We start from the raw sequence: 22,269 nt of genomic DNA on the forward strand, positions 1-22,269 counted from the left end.
GCGGTCTCGGAGTCCACGCATTTCCCACCGGACCGCCTCGCTAGGCTCGGTGCCACTCCGACCGAAAGGATGCTCGATGTCGTCATCCCCCGACGGCGAACGGGACGCATTCACGGCCGCCGTCATCGCCCACGTCGGGTACGGCTCCCGGCGCACCCCCGGAGCCGACGACGTCGCTGTGCTGGCCATGGACGTCCCGCAGCCCGAGGCCCTGCTCGCGCAGGTGAAGCAGGTCATCGCGACCAGCGACACCCTGGACATCCCGCGCGAGGCGTTCGGCACGGAGAACAAGTCGGTCCTGTTCGCTGCCGAGTTCGAGAAGCTCTGCCCCGGGCTCAGCCCTGAGGCCCTGGAGGCTTTGTCCTGGCGCTGGTCGTACCTCGAGTTCTTCTGAGCGACGTCCCGCCCGTGGCGATCGGCCTGGTGGGCGACCGACGACCGACGACCGACGACCGACGACCGACGACACCTCACACAGGCTCAGGTGATGAAGGTCGCGAAGATCGCGGCGACCGCGGCCGCCGCCGCGTCGGCATCCTGGCCTTCGATGGCGTCAACGAGCTCGACGTGACGCTGGTGAGCCAGTCGGGCGTCGGCGTCGCCTCCCCCGTCGTTCTCCTCGCGAAGGTGCATCGCGAAGACGTCGACCATGCTCGTGTAGAGCCGCAGGTAGAGCTCGTTGTGCGTCGCGGCCACGACGGCCGTGTGCAGCGCGAGGTCCGCCTCGGCACGAACCTCCGGGTGAACCTGCGGGTGCGCACTCCCCCAGGCCGACTCGCGGTCGCACAGCAGGCGGCGCAGCACGGTGACGTCGGACGACGTGCGCCGCCCCGCCGCCAGCGAGGCCGCGGTGCTGTCGAGGGCGAGGCGCAGCTCGAGGTAGTCGCGTCGGCTCCCCCCGGACAGCCGACGCTCCAGCGGTCCGGCGAGCTCGGAGGTCGACAGCACGAAGGTGCCGCGGCCCTGCTCGCGCCGCAGCAGACCCGCATGCACCAGTGACTGCAGTGCCTCACGGACCGTGTTGCGACCGACCCCGAACCGTCGCACGAGCTCGGGCTCGGTGGGGATGCGCTCCCCCACCGGCCACCGACCGCTCACGACCTCGTCGCGGAACCACCCCGCCGCCTGGTCGATGAGCCCCACTCGACGCGGGGAGGGCCGTGTGCCAGACTCCTGCAAATTCATCCCATGATCCCATCACTCGCCTGACGAGGAGCATAGTGACCACCACCACGACGCCCGTCGTGTCCGACCGTCGCACGCCCGTCGCGCTGCTCGCCGGTCTCGCCGTCGCCCTGACGGCCGTCAACCTGCGCACCGCCGTCACCGGCTTCAGCCCCCTCCTGGAGACCATCGGCGACGAGCTCGGGTTCGGGGTGGCCGTGGCCGGCCTGCTCGGCACGGTGCCGGCCGCCTCCTTCGGGCTCTTCGGGTTCTTCGCCCCGGTGGTGACGAGACGCTTCGGCCTCGAGCGCACCGCGGCGGCCGCCCTGGCCCTGACGGCGCTCTCCCTGCTCGCGCGCGCCGCCAGCCCGTCGACGCCCACCCTCGTCGCGGCCACCGTCCTCGCGCTCGCCGGCATCGGTGCGGCCAACGTCGTCATCGTCCCCCTCGTCAAGGCGTGGTTCCCCGACCGGATCGCGGTCTGGACCTCGGTCTACCTGCTCCTGCTGCAGACCGGCCAGTTCGTCGCCCCGTTGCTGGCGGTGCCCGTCGCGGAGGGGTCGAGCTGGCGGGTGTCCGTCGGTCTCTGGGCCGTCCCCGCCGCCCTCGCCGCAGTGGCGTGGCTCGCCATCTCCACCCGGATGCCGGCAGGACCGCGGGTGCCCGCCGCGGCGAGCGGCCGACGCCCGACCGTCCGGCGCTCGGCGACCGCCTGGGGGCTCGTCACCCTCTTCGCCGTCACCGCGGTGTCGAACTACGGCATCATCACGTGGCTCCCGGCCGTCCTCACCGACGCCGGGGCCAGCACGTCGGTGGGCGGCACGATGGTGGGCCTCTACTCCGTCTGGGGAGTGCTGGCGGCCCTGCTCGTCCCCCAGCTCGCGACGCGCCTGCCCAACCCCTTCGCCGTCGTCGTCGTGTGCTCGGCCCTGCTCGTGGCCGGCTACGTCGGCCTGCTCGTCGCACCGCTCGACGGCACCGTCCTCTGGGTGTGCCTGCTCGGGGTCGGGGTCAGCTCGTTCCCGTTGTGCCTCACCCTCATCAACCGGCGCACCCGCACCCCCCAGTCCGCCTCCGCCGTCTCCGGATTCGTCCAGGGCATCGGCTACGGCCTCGCCTGCCTCGGCCCCGTCGGCCTCGGCCTGCTGCGCGAGTACAGCGGGTCGTGGACCGCTCCACTCGTCGTGCTCTGCGCCACCGCCGTCCCCGCTCTGGTCGGTGGCTGGTTCGCCTGCCGACCCCGTTTCGTCGACGACGCGTCACCCGCCGACGAGACCTCACACGGCGCCTGACCTCGTCACCCGGATCCCTGTCGCCCGCCCGCGCGACGTGAGACAGTCGGACATGGCCATCGAGGTGACACCGGCATCCGACTTCGACGACATCGCGACGATGGTGGGGCCGAAACGCCCTGACGCCAATGTCTGTTGGTGCCTGTCGTACCGGATTCCCAGCAAGGAGAACCGTGCTCTGACCGGCACTGCTCGGGGCGACCGCGTCAGAGAGCTGCTGGATGCCGGCCCGCCCGGGGTGCTCGCCTACGACGGTGACACCGTGGTGGGCTGGGCCGCCGTGGCCCGCCGCGCCGACACGACGTTCGCCACCAACCGCCGCATCCCCCACGTCGACGACCTCGACGCGTGGTCGATCTGGTGCGTGCGGGTGCGACCCGGACACCGCAGGCAGGGCATCGCCCACCACCTCGTCGACGGGGCCGTCGACTTCGCCCGCTCGCAGGGCGCACCGGCCGTCGAGGCCTACCCGGTCGACAACGCGGGTGAGCGGGTCGACCTCACGATGGCCTACGTGGGCACGCGCTCGCTCTTCGAACGCGCCGGCTTCACGCTGGCCGCTCCCACGACGTCGGTGCTCGACGGGTTCCCACGCGTGCTCATGCGCCGTCGGCTGGGGTGACCGGGAGCCGCTCGTACAGACCGTGCAGCTGCTGCCACCGCGAGCGGGGCTCGCACCGCCCACCACCGGCCAGGTACGAGGCGAGGTCCTCGAGGTGGATCTGGTCGCCGGCCCCGTAGGCCGCGACCTGCTCGAGCGGCACGCCTCGGTCCTCGAGCACGAGCACGGTGCCGTCACCGTCCGGTGTCAGGGTCACCTCGAGGATGCCGTCCGGCTGGTCCGGCGAGCGCGTCGACACCCGCAGGCGGTGGGGCGGGTCGCACTCCTCCACGCGGCCGGTCCCCTCCCACCCGCTGGCGAGGAAGTGGGCCTCGAACTCACCTCCGACCCGGAGGTCGCCGTGCACCTCGCCGAGCCACCGGGCCAGACGGGCAGGGTCGGTGAGCGCGTCCCAGAGGTCGACCGGGCCGGTGTCGTACCGGTCCTGCAGCCGGACGACGCCCGACGTCCCTTCGGCGTGCAGCGTGCCCAGCACACGGGCCGATGCTCGTGGCCCCTTCGGGTCGAGTGAGTGGGTCATGGCGGGCTCCTTCTCTCCCGCTTGCCGCGGGCGATCTCGGTGTGCAGGGCGTCGAGCCGCTGGTCCCACAGGGCGAGGTGCTGCGTCAGCCAGGCGTTCACCTCGGTGAGGGGCTCCGCCCGCAGCGAGTAGACGCGACGCTGCGCCTCCTGACGGACGTCGACGAGGCCGGCCTCACGCAGTACCCGCAGGTGCCGCGAGACACCGGGACGGGCGATGGGCAGCAACGCGGCCAGCTCACCGGCGGTGGCAGGACCCGAGGCGAGCGCCTCGACGAGGGTCCGTCGACCGTCGTCGCTCAGGGCCTTGAGGGCTGCGTCCATGGCACTTGTGTACCAGATTGGTTACGTACCTGTCGAGGTACCCAATAGCCACGACGCCACCATGTGGACCCTCGCAGGTGCCTCACGTCCCGGTGTCGCCACCCGGCGGCGGTGGCGACGGCGGTGGCAGGACGGGCTGCTCGCTCGGGTAGAGCCCGACGGCGAGGCCGTAGCTCGTGTCCCCCTCGCGGGGCAGGGCGCTGAACTCGTCGACGAGGGCCTCGACCCGCCGCCAGAACCGAGAGGCCTCCCCCGCCGGGATACGGGCGTGACGCAGCGTCGAGTAGAGGGTGTCCGCCTCGTGCGCCGGCACCGACTCGCTCGCGGCGACCGACAGGGCATTGACGCACATCGGCACGTCCTGCGGCGCGGGCTGTCCCGGCTCCCGCGGTCGACGGGTCACCCCGATGACGAGCGTGCGCCCCGTCCGGCCGTAGAAGCGCTCGTCGATCGCGCGCACCCGGCGCGTCCGCACGACCCGCAGCATCCCGGCATCCACGAGCACACCGACGTGGTGGGCCACGGTGCTCTTCGGCCTCCCGACGGCGGTCGCGAGCTCGGCCACCGTGGCCGCCCGCTCGAGGACGAGGTCGAGCAGGGTGCTGCGCAAGGGGTCCGCGATGGCGCGCAGCTGCTCCGGTGAGGCCACCGTCACCGTCTCCGCGATCTCGTAGTCCGGGGTATTGATCGACATCGTTGGATCAGTCTAGATTCATGGATCGTCGGCGACAAGCATACGGACGTCGACACCGACCAAAACAGACCGCAACCGACCCAGAGGAGCCACCATGACCGAGGTCGTCCTGTTCCACCACGCCGCCGGGCTCACCGACGGGCTGCGCGCGTTCGCCGACACCCTGCGGGGCGCCGGCCACACCGTCCACACGCCCGACGTCTACGAGGGCGCCACCTTCGCCAGCCTCGACGACGGGCTCGCCCACGCTCGCGAGGTGGGGTTCGGCACCCTCCAGGAGCGCGCCGTCGCGGCGGCCGACGCCCTGCCCACCGATGTCGTCTACGTCGGGTTCTCCATCGGGGTCATGCCCGCGCAGCAGCTGGCCCAGGCTCGCGCCGGTGCTCGAGCAGCCGTGCTCGTCGACGCCTGCGCCCCTGTCGAGGAGTTCGGCGAGCGCTGGCCCGACGACGTGCCCGTGCAGATCCACGGCATGGACGGCGACCCGTTCTTCGCCGAGGAGGGCGGTGACCTCGACGCCGCCCGCGCGTTCGTCGCGGCCGTGCCCGCCGCGGAGCTGCACCTCTACCCCGGCGACCAGCACCTCTGGGCCGACCGCTCCCTGCCCTCGTACGACGCGGCCGCCGCCGAGCTGCTCACGACGCGCGTCCTCGACCTCCTCGCCGCCGTCTGACCGCTGCGGCGGCGCCGGTCCGGTTGGCGGGTGTTTCACCCCGACTTCCGCTTTCTCCCGACCTGCCCGTCTCGACGGCGCTAGCATCGCGCCACGCCGAGGACGAGGAGCCCGCCATGCCAGTCACCGTCAGTCGCCGGCTCGCGCTCGCCGCCGCCGGGTCCGCCGTCGTGTCGACCGCCGTCAGCCTCACCCACGCCGGTTCGGCACGGGCGTCGACCACCGGCGACCCTGGGCCCGTCGCCCGCAACGCGATCCGGCGCAAGCGTCTCGAGCTCATCGCCGCGGGTGTCGACGTCGGTGCGCCGACGCTGCCGTACATCGTCGGCCGACAGGGGTGGTCGAGGCGCGACTTCGAGGGCGGCACGATCTCGACGCGCGGCGGCGAGAACACCGCCATCCTCCTCGTCGAGCACCGACTGTGGCACCAGGGCTTCGGCGACTACGAGGGCCGCGTCCCGGGCTACCCCCTCGCCGACGAGGCACCGGTGCCGGACACGTCGTTCCGCGTGCAGCCCTTCGAGGCGGGGCACGGCTGGTACGGCCCCGACGGCGACGTCGCCACCGTCCTGGCCGTCGACGCCTACTACATGGCGGCGGGGGGCCTGACCGGGCCGCTCGGCCGGCCGCTGGCCGACCCCGTGAACGTGATCGGCGACGATCTCGTCACGCACCAGCAGTTCAGGCACGGAACGGTCTGGAGCTCTGCGCGCACGCCGACGGTGAGCACGACCGGAGCCATCGACCGCACCTACGTCGAGGCGGGCGGGGTCGGCTCCGCCCTCGGGCTCCCGGTCGCGGAGGTGCGCACCACCGACCGCGGCTTCTCACAGCGCTTCGAGCACGGTGTCATCGTGTGGGTGCCCGGCAAGGGCACGACGATCCGCCTGACCTGAGCCGGCCGGGCGTCAGTCGGCCGCGAGGCCCGGGTGGCCCGAGCGCTCGAGGGCGTCGGCGACGAACCCGGACGCCTTGAGCTCGTCGACGACGGCGGCGACCCACGCGACCGTGTCCGCGTCGCGCTGCACCGACACGCCGACGGCCTGCTCGATCTGCATGAACCGCCCGGGCAGCACGCGCACTCCCCCGTGCGCCCGCGCGAACTCCGTCACCGGCTGCCGGATGCCGGCCGCGACGTCGAGCGCCTCGGCGACGAACACGTCGGTGCCGTCGCTCCCGCGCACGATGGTGGCCGCGGTCAGGGTGCGGCTGAGGTGGAGGTCGTACGCCGACCCCTCCTTGACGCCCACCCGCACGCCCTCGCGGTCGACCTGGTCCACCGCCGTGATCGGTGAGTCGTCGGCCACGGCGTAGACACCCTCGATGACGGCGTAGGGCCGGCTGAAGGCGACGTCGGTGGCGCGGCCCGGGTCGACCGCGAGGTAGCCGACGTCGGCGGCCCCGGTCGTCAGGGCCTCGAGCGACTTCCGCGCGGCGTCGAAGCAGACGAGGCGGAGCGGCACGCCGAGCCGGCGGGCCAGCTCGCGGGACAGGTCGACGGTCACCCCGGCCGGCTCGCCCGGCGTGCCCTGGGCGAGCACCGGGTTGCCGAGGTTGATCGAGGCGCGCAGCTCGCCCTCCGGGGCGAGGTCGGCGACGACGCCGGGCGACGGGTGGGGGGCGGTGGGCGTCAAGTCGTCGGGCATGGCCCCGAGCATAGGCACCGGATGCCGCCCCGGCCCGGCCCCGCGCGCACGGGCGGCGACCGGCGGGGCGAGCCTCCCGGCATCCGGCCCGGTCGTCGTGGGCCTGTGCCAGAGTCTGCGTCATGACCGACGTCGCGACGGGCGCCACACGCGCCGAGACGAAGGAGCAGCGATCGTGGTACTGGTACGACTGGGCCAACTCGGCCTACGTCACCACGACCGCGACGGTGCTCATGAGCCCGTACCTCACGTCGATCGCGGAGGCGGCCGCTTGCCCCGACCTCGCTGAGGGCGCGGACTGCACGACGACCCTGTCGGTCCTCGGCATCCCCGTCGCGCCGGGCTCGCTGTGGTTCTACACCGTCACCTTCACGACGGTGCTGTCCGCGCTCGTACTCGTGTTCGTCGGGGCCGTGGCCGACCGCAGCCCGCGACCCACGCGGCTCTTCGCGGCGTTCGCGTGGGCCGGCGCGCTCGCGGCATCCCTCATGTTCTTCGTCGAGGGCACGAACTGGCAGCTCGGGGCGCTGCTCGTCGTCATCGCCGGCATGGCGCTCGGCAGCTCGCTCGTGGTCTACGACTCGATCCTGTGCCGCATCGCCGACGAGAACGAGCGCGACCGCGTCAGCTCGAAGGGCTGGGCGTTCGGCTTCCTCGGCGGTGGGCTGCTGCTCGCGCTCAACTTCGCCCTCGTCACGCTGCACGAGTCGGTCGGGCTCACGCTCAGCATGGCCACCCGCATCAGCCTGCTCTCGGCGGGGCTGTGGTGGGCGGGGTTCACCGTCATCCCCTACCTGGGGCTGCGCCACCTCACCGGAACGGTGGCCACGCCCGTCGAACGCAGCCGCGGCGTCGTCGGCGGGAGTCTCGCCCAGCTGGGCGACACCCTGCGCGAGCTGCGGCTCTACCCGCAGACCCTGCTGTTCCTGCTCGCCTACCTCTTCTTCAACGACGGCATCCAGACCGTCATCGGCAGCTCCAGCGTGTACGGCCAGGAGGAGCTCGGCTTCCCCCAGGGCACCGTGCTCGGCATCTTCCTGCTCGTCCAGTTCGTCGCCTTCTTCGGCGCCCGGCTCTTCGGGCGGCTGGCGGCTCGGGTCGGCGCGTGGCGCACGGTGCTCGGCGGCGTCTGGCTCTGGACGCTCGTGGTCGTCGTCGCCTTCTTCACCCCGTCACGCTCGCTCGCGCTCTTCGTCGTGCTCGCCGTGCTCATCGGCATCGTCCTCGGCGGCACGCAGGCCCTGTCGCGCTCGCTCTACAGCCAGCTCATCCCGCGCGGCCGTGAGGCGGAGTTCTTCAGCCTCTACCAGGCGATGGAGCGCGGCACGAGCTGGCTCGGCACACTCGTCTTCGGACTCGTCTACCAGTTCACGAGCAGCTACCGCTGGGCCATCGTCGTGCTCGTCGTCTTCTTCGTCGTCGGCGGCGTGCTGCTGTCGAGGGTGCGGATGCGCGAGGGCATCGTCGCGGCCGGCAACCCCGTGCCGCGGGTGGTCTGAGAAAGCACAGGGCCGCAGAGCGTGTCAGGTCGGCGGGTGCCGCCGGGCGTGGCCGTGCGCATCCGTGTGGACGGCGTGACGTGACCTACACTGCTGTCGGCGAGGTCCGTCCGAGGTGGTCCCCGAAACCGGGAACAAGGGCCGTCGGCCGGTCGTTGCACGGTCTGTGAGGGTATGGCACCGGTAGTGCCGTCCAGACTCAGATCTTTTGGAGGGGGCCACCATGGCCGATCGAGCATTGCGCGGTTCGAACCTCGGTTCCCGCAGCATGGAGTCCGACGAGAACGTCGTTCCGAGCGAGCGTCAGATCACGGCGTACGTGTGTCCTGACGGGCACCGCACCGAGCTGCCGTTCAGCATCGAGGCGGAGATCCCGGCGACGTGGGAGTGCCGCTGCGGCCTGGCCGCCAAGCTGCAGGGTGACCACGACGAGCCCGAGGCCAAGCCCGTCAAGCACCAGCGCACCCACTGGGACATGCTGCTCGAGCGCCGCTCCATCCCCGAGCTCGAAGAGCTGCTCGAGGAGCGGCTGACGCTGCTGCGCGAGTCCCGCGGTGAGAAGCCGCGCCGGCGCAAGAGCGCCTGACACAGACCCTGGTCGAGAGCCCGCCCCGTTCGTGGGGGCGGGCTCTTCGGCGTCCGCGCCCGTCGACAAGTCTGGAAGCCATGGTGGCCGGGGTCACGCGGGGGTGGTGACGGGCCCAGGCCCCCAGGGGGCTCCAACCCTTCACGCCCCCCGGTCAGGGGCGTCGTCTCCGACATCCGGTGGGTGGCCGCCCCCCAACCACTGCGGCGGGGTCGGTCAGCGCGGCGGCTCGTCGTCGATGATCTCGCCCTCGATGACCTCGTCGCTCGAGGCCGAGCGGGCCCGGCCCTGCGGCCCACCCGCTCCGGGTGCCGTGCCGGCACCGGTGCCGGCACCGGAGCCGACCCCTTGGCCCCGGTCGGTGACGAACGGCCCACCGAAGCCTGCGGTCGAGGTCACCATGCGGCGGGCGATGACGGCCGCGACGAGGTTGCGGGCCACCGGTCGGGTGAAGGGCAGCACGAGCAGCAGGCCCAGGACGTCGCTGACGAACCCCGGCCCGCTGAGCAGGACGCCCCCGACGAGGACGAGCATGCCGTCGGCGAGCTCACGGGCCGGCATCCGGCCGCTGCGGACCGCCTGACGCAGCGCCGAGAACGCCTTGGACCCCTCGCGACGAACGAGCCAGGCCCCCAGCAACGACGTGGCGACGAGCAGCAGGATCGTCCACAACGGGCCGATGGCGCGGCCGACGAGGATGATGACGAGGATCTCGAGGACGCCGAAGAGCAGCAGCCCGGCCGCGGCCACCTTGGTGGGTCGCAGTCCCGAGCGCGCGGCCCGGTCGCCGGGACGGGGCGCGAAGGGCCCGCCCGCGGTCACTCCGCCACCTCGGCCCGCGCGTCACGCTCGGCCGGCGCGGTCCGCTCGACGCGCCCCGCCCGCTCAGCACGACGGTCGGACCCGGCGCGACGCGACCGCACGAGGTCGCGCACCTGGCCGACCCGGTGCTCGACGCCCCACCGGGTGACGTTCGTCAACGCCTCGCGCACGATGTCCTGCCCCATCTTCGACACGCCGATCTCACGCTCGACGAAGGTGATGGGGACCTCGACGACGGTCAGTCCGCGGCGCACGGCCCGCATGGTGAGGTCGATCTGGAAGCAGTAGCCCTGCGACTCCACGCCCTCGAGCCCCATGTCGGTCAGGGCGGTGGCGCGGTAGGCCCGGAACCCGGCGGTGGCGTCGTTGACGCGCATCCCGAGCAGCACCTTCGTGTAGACGTTGGCCCCGACCGAGAGGACCTTGCGGTGCAGGGGCCAGTTCTCGACCCGACCGCCGCGCACCCAGCGCGCCCCGATCGACACGTCGGCGTCGGCGAGCGCCGCGATGAGCTCGGGCAGCTGTTCAGGACGGTGCGAGCCGTCGGCATCCATCTCGACGACGGCGTCGTACCCGCGCACGATTGCCCACTCGAACCCGGCCAGGTAGGCGCGGCCGAGGCCCTGCTTGGCCGGGCGGTGCATCACGTGCACGCGCTCGTCCGATGCCGCCAGCGCGTCCGCGACCTCGCCCGTGCCGTCGGGCGACCCGTCGTCGAGCACGAGGACGTCGACCTCCGGCGCCGCCGCCCGCGTGCGGGCCACGATGAGCGGCAGGTTCTCCCGCTCGTTGTACGTCGGGATGAGCACGGCCACCTTCGTGACCGGCTCACGTCTCGCTGTCGTCATCCCTGTCCTTCGTCAGTCGTGGTCTGCGCGCCACCGACGCCCCCAGCAGCACCACGAGCGCCGCGAGGGCCGCCCACTCGGGGGCGGCGCCGACACGCGTGGCCACGGTCAGCTGGTCCCGCAATGGTAGGGCCCCGCTGATCACCGCCTGTGTGAACAACGACGTGACCTGGTGCGCGGTTCCGTCGGGCGTGATGAGCGCGCTCTGGCCCACGGTCGAGACGTGCACGACGCTGCGGCCGAACTCCATCGCCCGCACCCGGCTGATCGCCAGCTGCTGGGGCGACTCCGCCGTGTAGCCGAACGTCGCGTTGTTCGTCTGCACGACGAGGACGTTCGCACCCGCGTCGACGGTGTCTCGCATGATGTCGTCGTAGGCGACCTCGAAGCAGATGGCGAGCCCGGCGCGCACCGACTGCCCCTTCGTCCCCGTCACGTCGAACAGCCCGACGTCGCGCCCCGCCACGAAGTCGCTGCGCACGAGGTCGACCTCGGCGCTGAACTGCCGCCAGAACGCGCGGTTGGGGATGTACTCGGCGAACGGCACCGGATGCCGTTTCACGTACCTCTCGGTGTTGCCACGCCCCGGCTCGAAGAGGAGGGACACGTTCGACAGCTCGCCGGGGGGCTCCTCGAGCAGGCCGCCGACGATGAGCGGCCGGCCCAGCGCCGCCACCGTCTGCAGGATCAGCGCCTTGGCGTCGGCGTTGCGCAGCGGGTCGATGTCGGAGGCGTTCTCCGGCCAGACGACGAGGTCGGGCACCGGCACGGAGCCGTCCTTGATGCGGGCCACCTCACCCATCGTCGCGGCGACGTGGTTGTCGAGCACCGCGCGCCGCTCCGCGTTGAACTCCAGCCCCGGACGGGCGACGTTGCCCTGCACGCCGACGAACTGTGCGGACTGCCCGTCCGTCGGCAGCGGCACGGCGAGACCCGCGACCGACAGCACGACGGCGGCCGCCACCGGCGCCATCCGGGAGCCGACGGCCCGGCTCGGGCGCCGCCCGGACGGCCGGTCGAGCGGTCGGCCACCCCGTCGCAGCGCGGGCCAGACCCGGACGGCGGCGAGCGCGAGCAGGGCGCCCGTCAGGGCGATGACGAAGGCGACGAGAGGTGGCCCGCCGAGGGCGACGAGGCGCCCGAACGGCGAGTCAGCCTGCCCGAAGGCGAGCTTCAGCCATGGGAAGCCGCCGTACGGGGCTCGGCCCCGGAACCCCTCGGTGACGACCCAGACGACGGCGAACACGAACGGGCGCACGCCACCCCGGCGGCTCAGCCACCCGTAGAGACCGCCGGCCAGGGCCAGGAAGAGCGCCTCGAGGGTCGAGAGGGCGAGCCACGGCAGCGCGCCGACGTAGATGCCCGACCACTGGAGCGTCGGCACGAAGAAGGCGAGGCCCGCGACGAGCCCGAGCAGCAGCCCACGCCGGAAGCCCGCCGCGGTCAGGGCCCACGCGAGCAGGGCCAGCGACACCGGGGCCGCCACCCAGACGTCGAACGTCGGGAAGGCGAGGCAGAGCAGCCCACCGGCGACGGAGGCCGCGAGGAGCCGGACGAGGAGCCGGCTTCGCGGAGGGGCCGACGGCGCGGGCTGGGGCGGACTGCTCACCGGGTCACCGTATGTCGCCCGCCTGAGCAGCCGGTGAGGGGCTGGTCGGCGGGCAGAGACCTACACTCCGCCTGTCCGCCCGAACCCCTCGCACCGCAGGAGCCCCCTTTGGCCCGCAAGGCTGCGTCCGGCCCCACGACCCCGGCCACGCTGGCCCTCGAGCGGGCCGGCGTCGAGTTCACCCGGCATCCGTACACCCACGACCCGGCGGCGGGCGGCTACGGGCTCGAGGCGGCGGGGGCGCTCGGCCTCGACCCGGCGCAGGTGCTCAAGACGCTGCTCGTCGACACGGGCGGGGGTCTGGCCGTCGCCGTCGTGCCCGTCGCCGGCCACCTCGACCTCAAGGCCACGGCGCTCGCCCTCGGGGTCAAGGCCGTCGTCATGGCCGACCCGGCTGCCGCCGAGCGCAGCAGCGGCTACGTCGTCGGCGGCATCTCGCCGCTCGGCCAGAAGCGCTCCCTGCCCACGGTGATCGACGAGAGCGCCTTCGCGCACGACGTGGTCTACGTCTCCGGGGGCCGACGGGGCTTCGACGTCGGCCTCTCCCCCACCGACCTCGAGCGGGTCACCGGCGCCACGCGCGCCCCGGTCGCCCGGGCCTGAGAGCGAGCCTGAGAGCGGGCCGGGCCGGGCGACGGCGCCCGCGTCCGACCTCGTGTCAGACGCTGGCCGAGGCGCTGCGGCCCTCCCACGGCGTGGAGAGCACGACCGTCGTGCGCGTGGAGACGTTGGCGGCCGAGCGGATGCGGGCCAGCAGGTCCTCGAGGTTGCCCGGCATCGCCACGCGCACCTTGAGGATGTAGCTCTCGACGCCGGCCACCGAGTAGCAGTCCTCGATCTCGGTGATGTGCGCGAGCCGCTGGGGCACGTCGTCGGGGTCGCTGGGGTCGAACGGCGTCACCGAGATGAGCGCGCTCAGCGGCAACCCCAGCGCCTCGGGCGAGACGGTGGCCGCGTACCCGGTGATGACACCGCGCTCCTCGAGCCGCCGCACCCGCTGGTGCACCGCGGAGGTCGAGAGCCCCGTCGCCTTGCCGAGGTCGGTGTAGCTCATGCGCCCGTCCTGCAGCAGCAGCCCCACGAGCCGGCGGTCGAGATCCTCCATGGGCGCAGGCTAGACCAGCGCCACCACCCCCCACGGGGTGTGTCTCATGCCGGATGCCGTGGGTCCGGCGCCGGTGGTCGCAGCGGGGCTCGGGTGGGCGCGGGTGGGCGCAGGTGGCTCAGAGCCCCAGCCAGCGGGGCGAGACCCGCACCGGCTCACTCGGGGCCGTGCGGGCCCCGTCGGCGGGCGCGGCGAACGGCGCGACGTCCTGGCGGCAGGTGCGGTCGGCGCCACCGGTGCGGCCGGTCAGCAGATAGCGCGTGACCGCGTCGTCGGCGCACGTGCTCTTGCCGAGCGCGGTGTGCCCGTAGCCCTGGACGGTCAGCACGTCGGCATCCGGCCACAGCCCCGCGTAGGGGCGGGTCTGCGAGTACGGCGTCGCCGGGTCGAAGCGGGTGCCGATGACGAGCACCTTGGCCTTCGTCGTCTGCGCCCACGGGCCGAGGAAGGCGTCGGTGTCGGTGAGGCCCCAGCGCTCGCAGATGGCGCCGGTCCAGAGGCGGAAGCGACCGAAGTACGGCGCCGTGCGGTCGTAGGCGTCGGCGATGGCCGGGTAGCTGCCGAGCAGGCCCGAGCGGCGGGCGTCGACGCAGACGCTGGCGAGGTTGCCGCCCGCGCTGGCGTAGTCCTCGCCGCGTTCGTCGGCGGCCTCACCGCGAACCCGCTCGCCGACGGTCGTCGTCGTGCCGGCGACCGCCGCCGCCACCCGGGCGGGCGACGGCGTCGAGACCGACAGCGCCGCGAGGGTGTCGGCGAGGTCGCGCCACGAGGCGGGGTCGTAGAGCGCCTGGAACGACAGCAGCACGGCGACCTGCTGGTCGATGACGACCGGCCCGGAGGGCGTCTCGATGGTGACCGGCGACGTCGCGAGCCGGTCGAAGGTCCGGGTGGCGACGGTGAGCGGGTCGCCGAGCCCGGCCAGCGAGCACCGTGCCGGCCCGGCGGCCTTGCACTGCTTCGCGAACTCGCGGAACGTCTCCCACGCCCCGACGCCCTGACGGGTGCGGATACCGAACGGCACCCACTGGGCGGCGTCGCCCCGGCCGGTCCCCGACCACGCCTTCGGGTCGACGGTGCCGTCGAGCACGAAGCGACCGACGCGGTCGGGGAAGAGGCGGGCGTACGTGGCCCCGAGGAAGGTGCCGTAGCTGTAGCCGGCGTACGTGAGCTTGTCGTCGCCGACGGCCCGGCGCAGCAGCTCGAGGTCACGGGCGACGTTCGCCGTCGAGGCGTGGCGGAAGCGCTCGGGCGACGTGCTCGTGCACTGCTTCGCGAAGGCGACGGCCTCCTTCACGAACGTGCGGCCCTCCGGTCGGGTCAGCGGGTAGGCGAGGCGCAGCAGCGGCGAGCTCGCCTCCTCCTGCGCCGTCGCGAAGCACGTCGCGGGGTCCGACCGCACGACGCCCCGGGGGTCGAAGCCGATGATGTCGTACCGGGCGCGCAGGGCCGCGGTGTACAGCTGCGGCGCGGCGGTGACGAAGTCGACGCCGGAGCCACCCGGGCCGCCCGGGTTGGTGAAGAGGCTGCCGATGCGAGCTCCCGGCCCGGAGGCCGGCAGCTTGATGAGCGCGAGCGTCGTCGTGGCACCGCGCGGGCGGTCGTAGTCGGTCGGCACCTCCGCGGTGGTGCACCGGAACGCCTCGAGCCCCGTGCCGCAGGGACCCCAGCTCAGGGTGGGCGTCCGGGTGCCGGGTGCGATGCCCCCCGCGTCACTCGCCACCGCGCCGGTCGTGGCCGCGGATGCGGCGGATGTGGCGCTCGTGGCGGTGGACGGCGCCGCCGACACGGCCGTCGCCGTCAGCAGGGACCCCGCGAGGGCCACTACGCCGGCGAGGGCGGTGGCCGCGACGCCGAGGCGTCGTCGTGGTCCGGTGGTCGTCATCCTGTCCCCGCGGGTGGCAGCCATGGGGGGACGCTAACAGGCGAGGCAGTCCGCGCGGGCCGCTCCACGCCGACCGGTCCACGCCGGCCCACCGACCGGCATCCGCCCGTCGGTAGTCTCGGCGCATGCCGACCGCCAGCCCCCGCCTGCTCCTGCTCGACTCGGCCAGCCTCTACTTCCGCGCCTTCTTCGGCGTGCCCGAGGTGGTCGGCCCGAGCGGGACGCCGACCAACGCCGTCCGTGGGTTCCTCGACATGATCGCCTCGCTCGTCGAGCGCGACCGCCCGACGCATCTGGCCGCCTGCTGGGACAACGACTGGCGGCCGGCCTTCCGGGTCGAGGCCATCCCGTCGTACAAGGCGCACCGCGTCGCGGAGGGTGGCGACGAGCAGCTGAACGGCGAGACGGTGCCCGACGCGCTCAGCGTGCAGGTGCCGCTCATCGTCGACGCGCTCGCCGCGCTCGGCATCGCCCGGGTCGGCGCCGACGGCTACGAGGCCGACGACGTCATCGGCACCCTGACCCACCGCTTCAGCGGCCGGATGCCGGTCGACGTCGTCACCGGCGACCGTGACCTCTTCCAGCTCGTCGACGACGCGAACGACGTACGCGTCGTCTACACCGCCAAGGGCGGCGTGCGCGCCCCCGACCTCGTCGACGAGGCGTTCCTCGCCGAGCGGTACGGCATCCCGAACGGCCCGGCGTACGCCGACATGGCGGCCCTTCGCGGCGACACGAGCGACGGGCTGCCCGGGGTGGCCGGCATCGGCGAGAAGACGGCGGCCAAGCTCATCACGACCTACGGCTCGCTCGCCGCGGTGCGCACCGCGATCGCCGACGGCGACCCGAACCTCAAGGGCGCCCAGCGCGCCCGGCTCGAGGCGGCCTCCGACTACCTCGACGTCGCCCCCCGGGTCGTCGCGGTGGCCCACGACGCGCAGATGGACACCGCGACCGGCGACGACGACCTCGCCCTGCCCACCGCGGTCGCCGACCCCAGCCTCATGTCGCGCCTCGCCGTCGAGCATGGCCTGACCTCGAGCTTCGACCGGGTGCTGTCCGCCCTGCGCATCGGCTGACCGGACGCGGTGGCGCTGCGCTTGCGCGACGTGCGGGAACAGCGCCGTCAGGGCCGAGAGGGGGACACCCGGGCGTGTCGCCGTCGGCTCGTCGCATACTGGTGGTGATGACTCCCTCACCTGCCGCCCCCCGCCGACACCTGCCGAGCAGCCCGTTCGCCGCCCCGGCGGCCCAGGCCGTCGAGGTCTTCGAGGTCGGCGACCGCGTCTCGCACGACAAGTACGGGCTCGGCCGCGTCCTCGACGCCGGCCAGCAGACCGTCACCGTGGAGTTCGGGTCCGAGCGCATCCGCATGGCGCCGCCCTACTCGCGCCTGACGCGCCTCTGACCTCTCCCCCGGCGCCACGAGCGCAGGGCGAGCACCGCCAGCACGAGTGCGACGGCGGCGAACACGGCGCCCACCGACCACAGCGATGTCGCCGCCGCGCGGCACGCTGCCTCCCCCGCTGCGTCCAGGCCGGCGGGCCGGTCGGCGTAGCGGATGCCGGGGACCGGGCCCCAGCCGAACACCCGTCCGCCGCAGCCCCGTCCGTCGGGGACGACGGACATGAGGGTGCGCCAGAACAGCAGGGCGGCGAGGAGGGTGGCCATCGCGCCCGCGCCGAGCAGCCGAGCCCGACGGTCCGTGCGGGTCACTGCTGCCAGCCCCTCCGCCCGGCCCCCTGTGCCGGGGGACGGCGAAGGGCCGGGACCTTGTCGGTCCCGGCCCTCACGACGTGAGTCGCAGCGTCTCAGACGGTGCGGACGCGCATCGCCTGCGGGCCCTTGGGGCCCTGCTCGATGTCGAACTCGACGGCCTGGTTCTCCTCGAGCGAACGGTAGCCGTTCGTCTGGATCTCCGAGTAGTGCACGAAGACGTCGGGGCCCTCGGTCGGCGCGATGAAGCCGAAGCCCTTCTCCGCGTTGAACCACTTGACGGTTCCCTGTGCCATGTCTGCTCCTTCTGGTGGGGTCGGACCGCGATTTCGCGGGACCGGGTCGGCTTTGACGCAACCACTTCCACCGAGACGAGACAAGGATTGAGAGACAGCTGTACGCACATGCTCGTCAGACGAGCCGGCACGCACGAACAAACGTCGACCGAGGTCCACGGTAGCCCACTGCGCCCCTCACCCCCACATCGACCCGCCGGAGGACCGGGCGCGCCGGGCCGGGTCAGTCGATGCGGTCGGCCGCGACGACGCCGCGCATGACCGCCGTCGTCGCCGCCCGGGCCGTGGCCCCGAGGTGGACGTCGCCGGCGTCCTGCAGCTGGCCGAGCAGGTCGATGACCTGCTTGCACCGGCGCACGAAGTCACCGGCCGCGAGGTCGGTGCCGCGCAGGACGTCCTCGAGCCGCTGCCCCGAGGCCCACCGGTGCACGGCCCATGCGAGCCCGCCGTCCGGCATCCCGGTGCGAGGCAGGGCGAGCGCGCCCTCGGCGTCCTCGAGGCGCGACCACAGGTCGATCATCCGGTCGTACGCGTCGCGCACGTCGTCGTTCGGCCAGCGTGGGGCCAGGCCCTCCTCACGGCGGGGCTCGTGCACGAGCGTGGACACGACGGCGGCGAGCGACGGCGCGTCGAGCGCCGTCCAGAGGCCGGCGCGCAGCGACTCGGCGGCGAGCAGGTCCTTCTCGGTGTAGAGCCGGCGCAGCCGGTCGCCGTCGGGCGTCACCGTCTCCCCCGCGTCGGCGAGGTAGCCGAGGTCGACGAGCAGGTCGCAGATGCGGTCGAAGGTCTTGGCCACCGAGTTGGTGCGCCCGTCGATCTTGCGCTGCAGACCGTCGGTCTCGCGGCGCAGGCGCCACCAGCGCTCGGCCCAGCGGGCGTGCTCCTCCCGGTGGGGGCACTGGTGGCACGGGTGCGCCCGCATGCGGCGGCGCAGCTCGTCGATGCGGGCGTCTCCCCCGTCGTCGACGACCGCCTGCCGGCGTGGCGGCGGGTCGAAGGGCAGGGTCGCCCGCAGGGTCGCCGCCAGGTCGCGGCGGGCCTTGGGGTTGCGCCCGTTGAACTGCTTGGGCACCCGCATCGACCCGAGCGGCTCGATGGGGCCGGGCACGTCGTGCAGCGTGAGCCGGCGCAGCTGGTGGTCCTCGGTGACGACCGACGGCGAGGCGGCCTCGCCCTTGCCGCCCCGGTTGGGCATGACGACGACGGCGAGCCCGCTGTGCCGCCCAGCGGGGATGCGTACGATGTCGCCGATCTTGAGGGTCTCGAGGGAGATCGCCGCCGCCGCGCGCATCGAGGCCGAGCGGGACCTGGCCCCCTCCTTCTCGATGGTGCGGATCTCGTCGCGCAGGGCGGCGTACTCGCGGAAGTCGCCGAGGTGGCAGCGCATCGACTCCTCGTAGCCGGCCAGCGCCTCCTCGTTGCGGCGCACCGTGCGCACGAAGCCGACGACCGCACGGTCGGCCTGGAACTGCGCGAACGACGTCTCGAGGATGTCGCGGGCCGTGCCCCGACCGAACTGGCGGACGAGGTTGACCGCCATGTTGTAGGTCGGCCGGAAGCTCGAGCGCAGCGGGTAGGTGCGCGTCGACGCCAGCCCGGCCACCGCGGCCGGGTCGAGGCCGCGGTTCCACAGCACGACGGCGTGGCCCTCGATGTCGATGCCGCGACGCCCGGCGCGGCCGGTCAGCTGCGTGTACTCGGCGGGTGAGATGTCGACGTGGTTCTCGCCGTTGAACTTCACGAGCTTCTCGAGCACGACGGTGCGCGCCGGCATGTTGATGCCGAGGGCGAGGGTCTCGGTGGCGAAGACGGCCTTGATGCGGCCCGCGGTGAAGAGCTCCTCGACGATCTCGCGGAAGGTGGGCAGCATCCCGGCGTGGTGCGCGGCGAACCCGCGGGCGATGCCGTCGACGAAGTCCCAGTAGCCGAGCACCGAGAGGTCCTCGTCGGCCAGGCCCTGGATGCGCTCCTCGACCACGCGTCGGTTGCGCTCGCCCTCCCGCTCGTCGATGAGGCGCATGCCCCCGGAGAGCAGCTGCCCGACGGCGGCGTCGCAGCCGGCCCGGCTGAAGATGAAGGTGATGGCCGGGAGCAGTCCCTCGCGCTCCAGCCGTTCGATGACCTCGACGCGGCTGGCGCCCCCGCCGGGGCGGCTGCCCCGGGCGAACGCCCGCCCGCCGTCGCCGCCACCGGGCCCGCCGCTCCGGCCGTCGTGTCCGGTGCCGCCGTGCCCGCCGCCCTTGCCCCGGCCCCGACCGTCGTCGCGGCCGCGCCCGGCCGGCCGGCCGCGGTGGCGTCCGCCCCGGCCGTTCGAGCTGGACCAGTGCGAGTCCCACGCGCCGCGCCCCTCGGAGCCGCGGATGGCGTGCACGAGGTCGGGGTTGACGCTCACCTCGACCGAGGGCCCACGTCGCTCGGCGGCCTGCCGACCGGCATCCGGCCGCCCGTTGTTCGGCCCGGCGGGGCCGTCGACCTCCTCGACGAAGAGGTCGAACAGCGTCTGGCCGACCATCATGTGCTGCCACAGCGGCACGGGGCGGTGCTCGGAGACGATGACCTCGGTGTCGCCGCGCACCTCGCCGAGCCAGGCGCCGAACTCCTCGGCGTTGCTCACCGTCGCCGAGAGCGACACGACGCTGACGTCAGCGGGCAGGTGGATGATGACCTCCTCCCACACCGCACCGCGGAAGCGGTCGGCGAGGTAGTGCACCTCGTCCATGACGACCCAGCCGAGCCCGCGCAGCGTGCTCGACCCGGCGTACATCATGTTGCGCAGCACCTCGGTCGTCATGACGACGATGGGCGCCTCGCCGTTGACCGACGAGTCGCCCGTGAGCAGCCCGACGCGGTCGGCCCCGTGCACGCGCACGAGGTCGGCGTACTTCTGGTTCGACAGGGCCTTGATGGGCGTCGTGTAGAACGCCTTGCGGCCGGTGGCGAGGGCCAGGTGCACGGCGAACTCGCCGACGACGGTCTTGCCGGCACCGGTGGGGGCGGCGACGAGCACGCCGCGACCCTCCTCGACGGCGCGGCAGGCCTCGACCTGGAAGTCGTCGAGCGGGAAGTCGAGGGCGGCGGAGAAGGCCTGCAGCTGAGGCCAGGTGGGGATCACGGCGCGGTCCCGTCGGTAGCAGGGTCGTCGGTGCGGTGCGTGGTGGAGCCGGGCTGGCCTGGGGGTCGCGAAGTGGCCTCTCGACGGGTTATGCGCCGGGAAATGGCCGCTCGACGGTTCGAGGTACCGGGCGGGTCGGCGGGGACGAGGACCGTGAGGGCGCCGGGCACGACCTCGACGTCGAGGGGCAGCGCGCCCACGGTCTCGCCGTCGGCCTGGGCCCGGATGCCGGGCGCCTCGAGCCGCACGTGGCGCGCCCGCCGCACCTCGACCGCCGGGTGCCCGAGGTGGCGCCCCGAGTAGACGCGCGGGAAGACCAGGAGGAAGGCCGGCAGCGACAGGGCCCGGACGAGCAGGACGTCGAACCACCCGTCGGCGGGGTCGGCGTCGGGGCAGACCTGCATCCCCCCACCGAAGGAGCGGGTGTTGGCGACGGCCACGAGCATCGCGCGGGTGTCGACCCGCGCACCGTCGAGGGTCAGGGAGTACGGGATGGGCCGGAACACGGGCAGCTCGCGCAGGACGGACAGCACGTAGCGGGACCGGCCGCGCGGCCATGCCGTCCGGGCGGCGCGGTCGGCGACGACCGCGTCGAAGCCGGCTCCGAGCACGCCGGCGAACCAGCGGACCGAGCCGTCGGCGGCGGTGACCCGGCCTGCGTCGATGCGGCGGGTGTGGCCGGCGTCGACGACGGCGACCGCCGCGACGGCGTCGTGCACCGGCAGACCGAGGTGCGTTGCGACGTCGTTGCCCGTTCCCGCGGCCACGACGGCCAGGCGGGTGGGCGTCTCCGCGCAGAGGTTCACACCCAAGTGCACCATGCCGTCACCACCGACGACGACGAGGGCCTCCGCCCCGTCCGCGAGCGCACGGGCACCCGCCACCCGGGCGGCTTCGGCATCACCCGCGGAGGCGTCGACGACCTCGTGCCCGGAGGCGCGCAGCAGGGTCGACACCTGCTCGCCGAGCCGGCGCCCGGCGCCGCGGCCCGCCGTCGGGTTGACGATCAGGACGACGCGGCCGGGCACACGGCGACGCTACAGCGCGGACGCCTGGTCGTCGGGGACGTCGAGCCAGTCGGGCTGCTCCTTCTCCTTCTTGCGGTCGAAGAGGAAGGCGATGCCGACGGCGACGAAGTAGAGCGCGACCATCGGGGTGGCGAGCACGAGCATCGTGTACGCGTCGGGCGTCGGGGTCATGATCGCCGCGAAGACGCAGATGATCATGACGGCCGGCCGCCACGCCTTGAGCATGGCGGTGGCCGGGAGGATGCCGACGAGGTTGAAGGCGACGAGGAAGACGGGCAGCAGGAACGCGCACCCGAAGGCGACGATGAACTTGAGGACGAAGGTGAGGTACACCGACGCGTCCTGCAGGTTGACGGCATCCTCGGGCGTGAAGCCGAGCAGCACCGAGACGGCCTTCGGCAGCATGAAGAACGCGAGGGCACAGCCGAGCAGGAACAGCGGCACCGCGGCGACGACGAAGACGCGCGTGACGCGCTTCTCCTTCTTCGTCAGGCCGGGGACGATGAAGCCCCAGATCTGCAGCAGCCAGATCGGCGACGACAGCACGAGCCCGATGAAGACCGCCACCGTCAGCTGGATCGCCAGCGGGTCGGTCAGGCCACCGAAGTTGATGTTGACGATGCCGCCGTCACCCTCGTTGCGTCGCTGGTTGGCGATGTCGGTGAGTGGCCTGGTGAGGGCGGAGAGCACCGGCTCGTAGAAGATCCAGCCGAGGACCGCGCCGATGAGCATGGCGCCGAGCGCGAAGAAGAGACGGTTGCGCAGCTCACGGAGGTGGTCCGCGAGCGTCATGCGCCCCTCGGGGTTGCGTTTGCGCAGCAGAGCCGGCACG

At 73.2% G+C, this 22,269-nt stretch carries 25 protein-coding genes; 10 read left to right on the top strand and 15 right to left on the bottom strand.

Annotated features, from left to right (window positions below):
* Positions 1-76: 76 nt before the first annotated feature.
* A complete protein-coding gene (locus tag DFJ68_RS07200; RefSeq protein ID WP_121032161.1) occupies positions 77-394 on the top strand; it encodes a hypothetical protein in 318 nt (105 codons plus the stop codon).
* Positions 395-480: 86 nt separating this feature from the next.
* On the opposite strand, the gene DFJ68_RS07205 is transcribed toward DFJ68_RS07200, so the two are convergent.
* Positions 481-1,185, bottom strand: coding sequence for a FadR/GntR family transcriptional regulator (locus DFJ68_RS07205; protein WP_121035180.1), 705 nt, complete (start codon positions 1,183-1,185; stop codon positions 481-483).
* A gap of 35 nt (positions 1,186-1,220) precedes the next feature.
* Here DFJ68_RS07205 and DFJ68_RS07210 point away from each other — a divergent pair, with 35 nt between their 5' ends.
* Entirely contained in the window at positions 1,221-2,456 is a 1,236-nt protein-coding gene (locus DFJ68_RS07210) for an MFS transporter (protein WP_170165715.1), read from the top strand.
* A 52-nt stretch (positions 2,457-2,508) separates the two neighbouring features.
* The gene (locus DFJ68_RS07215) at positions 2,509-3,078 is read left to right on the top strand and encodes a GNAT family N-acetyltransferase (protein WP_121032163.1); all 570 of its coding nucleotides are present in this window, start codon (positions 2,509-2,511) and stop codon (positions 3,076-3,078) included.
* Here DFJ68_RS07215 and DFJ68_RS07220 read toward each other — a convergent pair.
* The 3 genes from DFJ68_RS07220 to DFJ68_RS07230 form a co-directional block, all read right to left on the bottom strand.
* Positions 3,056-3,598 (bottom strand): SRPBCC family protein, encoded by a 543-nt coding sequence (locus DFJ68_RS07220; protein WP_121032164.1) that lies wholly within the window; start codon positions 3,596-3,598, stop codon positions 3,056-3,058. The two genes, DFJ68_RS07215 and DFJ68_RS07220, sit on opposite strands and share 23 nt — an antisense overlap.
* Entirely contained in the window at positions 3,595-3,921 is a 327-nt protein-coding gene (locus DFJ68_RS07225) for an ArsR/SmtB family transcription factor (protein WP_121032165.1), read from the bottom strand. Before DFJ68_RS07225 ends, DFJ68_RS07220 begins: the two co-directional genes overlap by 4 nt.
* 82 nt (positions 3,922-4,003) lie before the next feature.
* The gene (locus DFJ68_RS07230; RefSeq protein ID WP_121032166.1) at positions 4,004-4,615 is read right to left on the bottom strand and encodes an ArsR/SmtB family transcription factor; all 612 of its coding nucleotides are present in this window, start codon (positions 4,613-4,615) and stop codon (positions 4,004-4,006) included.
* Between the two features lie 40 nt (positions 4,616-4,655).
* On the opposite strand from DFJ68_RS07230, the gene DFJ68_RS07235 reads away from it, so the two are divergent.
* Complete coding sequence (locus tag DFJ68_RS07235; RefSeq protein WP_276330720.1) at positions 4,656-5,288, top strand: dienelactone hydrolase family protein; 633 nt, start codon at positions 4,656-4,658, stop codon at positions 5,286-5,288.
* Positions 5,289-5,404: 116 nt separating this feature from the next.
* Positions 5,405-6,184, top strand: coding sequence for an LGFP repeat-containing protein (locus tag DFJ68_RS07240; RefSeq protein ID WP_121032168.1), 780 nt, complete (start codon positions 5,405-5,407; stop codon positions 6,182-6,184).
* Positions 6,185-6,196: 12 nt separating this feature from the next.
* On the opposite strand, the gene DFJ68_RS07245 is transcribed toward DFJ68_RS07240, so the two are convergent.
* A complete protein-coding gene (locus tag DFJ68_RS07245; RefSeq protein WP_121035181.1) occupies positions 6,197-6,934 on the bottom strand; it encodes a transporter substrate-binding domain-containing protein in 738 nt (245 codons plus the stop codon).
* Between the two features lie 122 nt (positions 6,935-7,056).
* Here DFJ68_RS07245 and DFJ68_RS07250 point away from each other — a divergent pair, with 122 nt between their 5' ends.
* Together DFJ68_RS07250 and DFJ68_RS07255 are read left to right on the top strand one after the other, a co-directional pair.
* Entirely contained in the window at positions 7,057-8,433 is a 1,377-nt protein-coding gene (locus DFJ68_RS07250) for an MFS transporter (RefSeq protein WP_121032169.1), read from the top strand.
* Between the two features lie 223 nt (positions 8,434-8,656).
* Positions 8,657-9,019 (top strand): RNA polymerase-binding protein RbpA, encoded by a 363-nt coding sequence (locus DFJ68_RS07255; RefSeq protein ID WP_121032170.1) that lies wholly within the window; start codon positions 8,657-8,659, stop codon positions 9,017-9,019.
* Between the two features lie 216 nt (positions 9,020-9,235).
* Here the strand turns inward: DFJ68_RS07255 and DFJ68_RS07260 are convergent, their stop codons facing one another.
* Genes DFJ68_RS07260 through lnt form a run of 3 tightly spaced genes read right to left on the bottom strand, consistent with a single transcriptional unit; the run spans position 9,236 to position 12,298 of the window.
* Positions 9,236-9,841, bottom strand: coding sequence for an FxsA family protein (locus tag DFJ68_RS07260; protein ID WP_245963519.1), 606 nt, complete (start codon positions 9,839-9,841; stop codon positions 9,236-9,238).
* Complete coding sequence (locus DFJ68_RS07265; RefSeq protein WP_121032171.1) at positions 9,838-10,689, bottom strand: polyprenol monophosphomannose synthase; 852 nt, start codon at positions 10,687-10,689, stop codon at positions 9,838-9,840. The genes DFJ68_RS07260 and DFJ68_RS07265 overlap by 4 nt, the downstream gene beginning before the upstream one ends.
* Positions 10,670-12,298: an apolipoprotein N-acyltransferase gene (gene lnt / locus DFJ68_RS07270; protein WP_121032172.1), complete on the bottom strand. Its 1,629-nt coding sequence runs from the start codon at positions 12,296-12,298 to the stop codon at positions 10,670-10,672. Before lnt ends, DFJ68_RS07265 begins: the two co-directional genes overlap by 20 nt.
* Positions 12,299-12,406: 108 nt before the next feature.
* On the opposite strand from lnt, the gene ybaK reads away from it, so the two are divergent.
* Complete coding sequence (ybaK, locus tag DFJ68_RS07275) at positions 12,407-12,901, top strand: Cys-tRNA(Pro) deacylase (RefSeq protein ID WP_121032173.1); 495 nt, start codon at positions 12,407-12,409, stop codon at positions 12,899-12,901.
* A gap of 55 nt (positions 12,902-12,956) precedes the next feature.
* On the opposite strand, the gene DFJ68_RS07280 is transcribed toward ybaK, so the two are convergent.
* Positions 12,957-13,403: an Lrp/AsnC family transcriptional regulator gene (locus DFJ68_RS07280; protein ID WP_121032174.1), complete on the bottom strand. Its 447-nt coding sequence runs from the start codon at positions 13,401-13,403 to the stop codon at positions 12,957-12,959.
* A 118-nt stretch (positions 13,404-13,521) separates the two neighbouring features.
* Positions 13,522-15,309 (bottom strand): alpha/beta fold hydrolase, encoded by a 1,788-nt coding sequence (locus DFJ68_RS07285; RefSeq protein ID WP_121032175.1) that lies wholly within the window; start codon positions 15,307-15,309, stop codon positions 13,522-13,524.
* Positions 15,310-15,410: 101 nt separating this feature from the next.
* Between DFJ68_RS07285 and DFJ68_RS07290 the strand changes: the two genes are divergently transcribed.
* Positions 15,411-16,364 carry a 5'-3' exonuclease gene (locus tag DFJ68_RS07290; protein WP_121032176.1) on the top strand — a complete coding sequence of 318 codons (954 nt, stop codon included), beginning with the start codon at positions 15,411-15,413 and terminating at the stop codon, positions 16,362-16,364.
* Positions 16,365-16,471: 107 nt separating this feature from the next.
* Positions 16,472-16,693, top strand: coding sequence for a hypothetical protein (locus DFJ68_RS07295; RefSeq protein WP_121032177.1), 222 nt, complete (start codon positions 16,472-16,474; stop codon positions 16,691-16,693).
* Here the strand turns inward: DFJ68_RS07295 and DFJ68_RS07300 are convergent.
* From DFJ68_RS07300 to tatC, 5 genes are all read right to left on the bottom strand, one after another.
* On the bottom strand, positions 16,669-17,001 hold the full coding sequence (locus DFJ68_RS07300; protein WP_121032178.1) for a hypothetical protein: 333 nt from the start codon (positions 16,999-17,001) through the stop codon (positions 16,669-16,671). The two genes, DFJ68_RS07295 and DFJ68_RS07300, sit on opposite strands and share 25 nt — an antisense overlap.
* Before the next feature lie 95 nt (positions 17,002-17,096).
* Entirely contained in the window at positions 17,097-17,297 is a 201-nt protein-coding gene (locus DFJ68_RS07305; RefSeq protein WP_121032179.1) for a cold-shock protein, read from the bottom strand.
* 223 nt (positions 17,298-17,520) lie between these two features.
* Positions 17,521-20,409, bottom strand: coding sequence for a DEAD/DEAH box helicase (locus DFJ68_RS07310; RefSeq protein ID WP_121032180.1), 2,889 nt, complete (start codon positions 20,407-20,409; stop codon positions 17,521-17,523).
* On the bottom strand, positions 20,406-21,437 hold the full coding sequence (locus DFJ68_RS07315) for a diacylglycerol/lipid kinase family protein (protein WP_121032181.1): 1,032 nt from the start codon (positions 21,435-21,437) through the stop codon (positions 20,406-20,408). The genes DFJ68_RS07310 and DFJ68_RS07315 overlap by 4 nt, the downstream gene beginning before the upstream one ends.
* A 9-nt stretch (positions 21,438-21,446) precedes the next feature.
* The gene (gene tatC / locus DFJ68_RS07320) at positions 21,447-22,268 is read right to left on the bottom strand and encodes a twin-arginine translocase subunit TatC (RefSeq protein WP_245963520.1); all 822 of its coding nucleotides are present in this window, start codon (positions 22,266-22,268) and stop codon (positions 21,447-21,449) included.
* Position 22,269: the final 1 nt, after the last annotated feature.

The sequence above is a fragment of the Terracoccus luteus genome (genome assembly GCF_003635045.1).
Taxonomy (GTDB): Bacteria; Actinomycetota; Actinomycetes; order Actinomycetales; family Dermatophilaceae; genus Terracoccus; species Terracoccus luteus.

What these genes read in the sequence shown, in the direction of transcription:
- DFJ68_RS07205 (WP_121035180.1), bottom strand. Translation starts at nt 1,185, where the DNA reads ATGAATTTGCAGGAGTCTGGCACACGGCCCTCCCCGCGTCGAGTGGGG.
- DFJ68_RS07305 (WP_121032179.1), bottom strand. Translation starts at nt 17,297, where the DNA reads ATGGCACAGGGAACCGTCAAGTGGTTCAACGCGGAGAAGGGCTTCGGC.
- DFJ68_RS07225 (WP_121032165.1), bottom strand. Translation starts at nt 3,921, where the DNA reads ATGGACGCAGCCCTCAAGGCCCTGAGCGACGACGGTCGACGGACCCTC.
- DFJ68_RS07220 (WP_121032164.1), bottom strand. Translation starts at nt 3,598, where the DNA reads ATGACCCACTCACTCGACCCGAAGGGGCCACGAGCATCGGCCCGTGTG.
- DFJ68_RS07290 (WP_121032176.1), top strand. Translation starts at nt 15,411, where the DNA reads ATGCCGACCGCCAGCCCCCGCCTGCTCCTGCTCGACTCGGCCAGCCTC.
- DFJ68_RS07200 (WP_121032161.1), top strand. Translation starts at nt 77, where the DNA reads ATGTCGTCATCCCCCGACGGCGAACGGGACGCATTCACGGCCGCCGTC.
- DFJ68_RS07230 (WP_121032166.1), bottom strand. Translation starts at nt 4,615, where the DNA reads ATGTCGATCAATACCCCGGACTACGAGATCGCGGAGACGGTGACGGTG.
- DFJ68_RS07265 (WP_121032171.1), bottom strand. Translation starts at nt 10,689, where the DNA reads ATGACGACAGCGAGACGTGAGCCGGTCACGAAGGTGGCCGTGCTCATC.
- DFJ68_RS07240 (WP_121032168.1), top strand. Translation starts at nt 5,405, where the DNA reads ATGCCAGTCACCGTCAGTCGCCGGCTCGCGCTCGCCGCCGCCGGGTCC.
- DFJ68_RS07280 (WP_121032174.1), bottom strand. Translation starts at nt 13,403, where the DNA reads ATGGAGGATCTCGACCGCCGGCTCGTGGGGCTGCTGCTGCAGGACGGG.
- DFJ68_RS07245 (WP_121035181.1), bottom strand. Translation starts at nt 6,934, where the DNA reads ATGCCCGACGACTTGACGCCCACCGCCCCCCACCCGTCGCCCGGCGTC.
- DFJ68_RS07285 (WP_121032175.1), bottom strand. Translation starts at nt 15,309, where the DNA reads ATGGCTGCCACCCGCGGGGACAGGATGACGACCACCGGACCACGACGA.
- DFJ68_RS07250 (WP_121032169.1), top strand. Translation starts at nt 7,057, where the DNA reads ATGACCGACGTCGCGACGGGCGCCACACGCGCCGAGACGAAGGAGCAG.
- DFJ68_RS07215 (WP_121032163.1), top strand. Translation starts at nt 2,509, where the DNA reads ATGGCCATCGAGGTGACACCGGCATCCGACTTCGACGACATCGCGACG.
- DFJ68_RS07255 (WP_121032170.1), top strand. Translation starts at nt 8,657, where the DNA reads ATGGCCGATCGAGCATTGCGCGGTTCGAACCTCGGTTCCCGCAGCATG.
- DFJ68_RS07295 (WP_121032177.1), top strand. Translation starts at nt 16,472, where the DNA reads ATGACTCCCTCACCTGCCGCCCCCCGCCGACACCTGCCGAGCAGCCCG.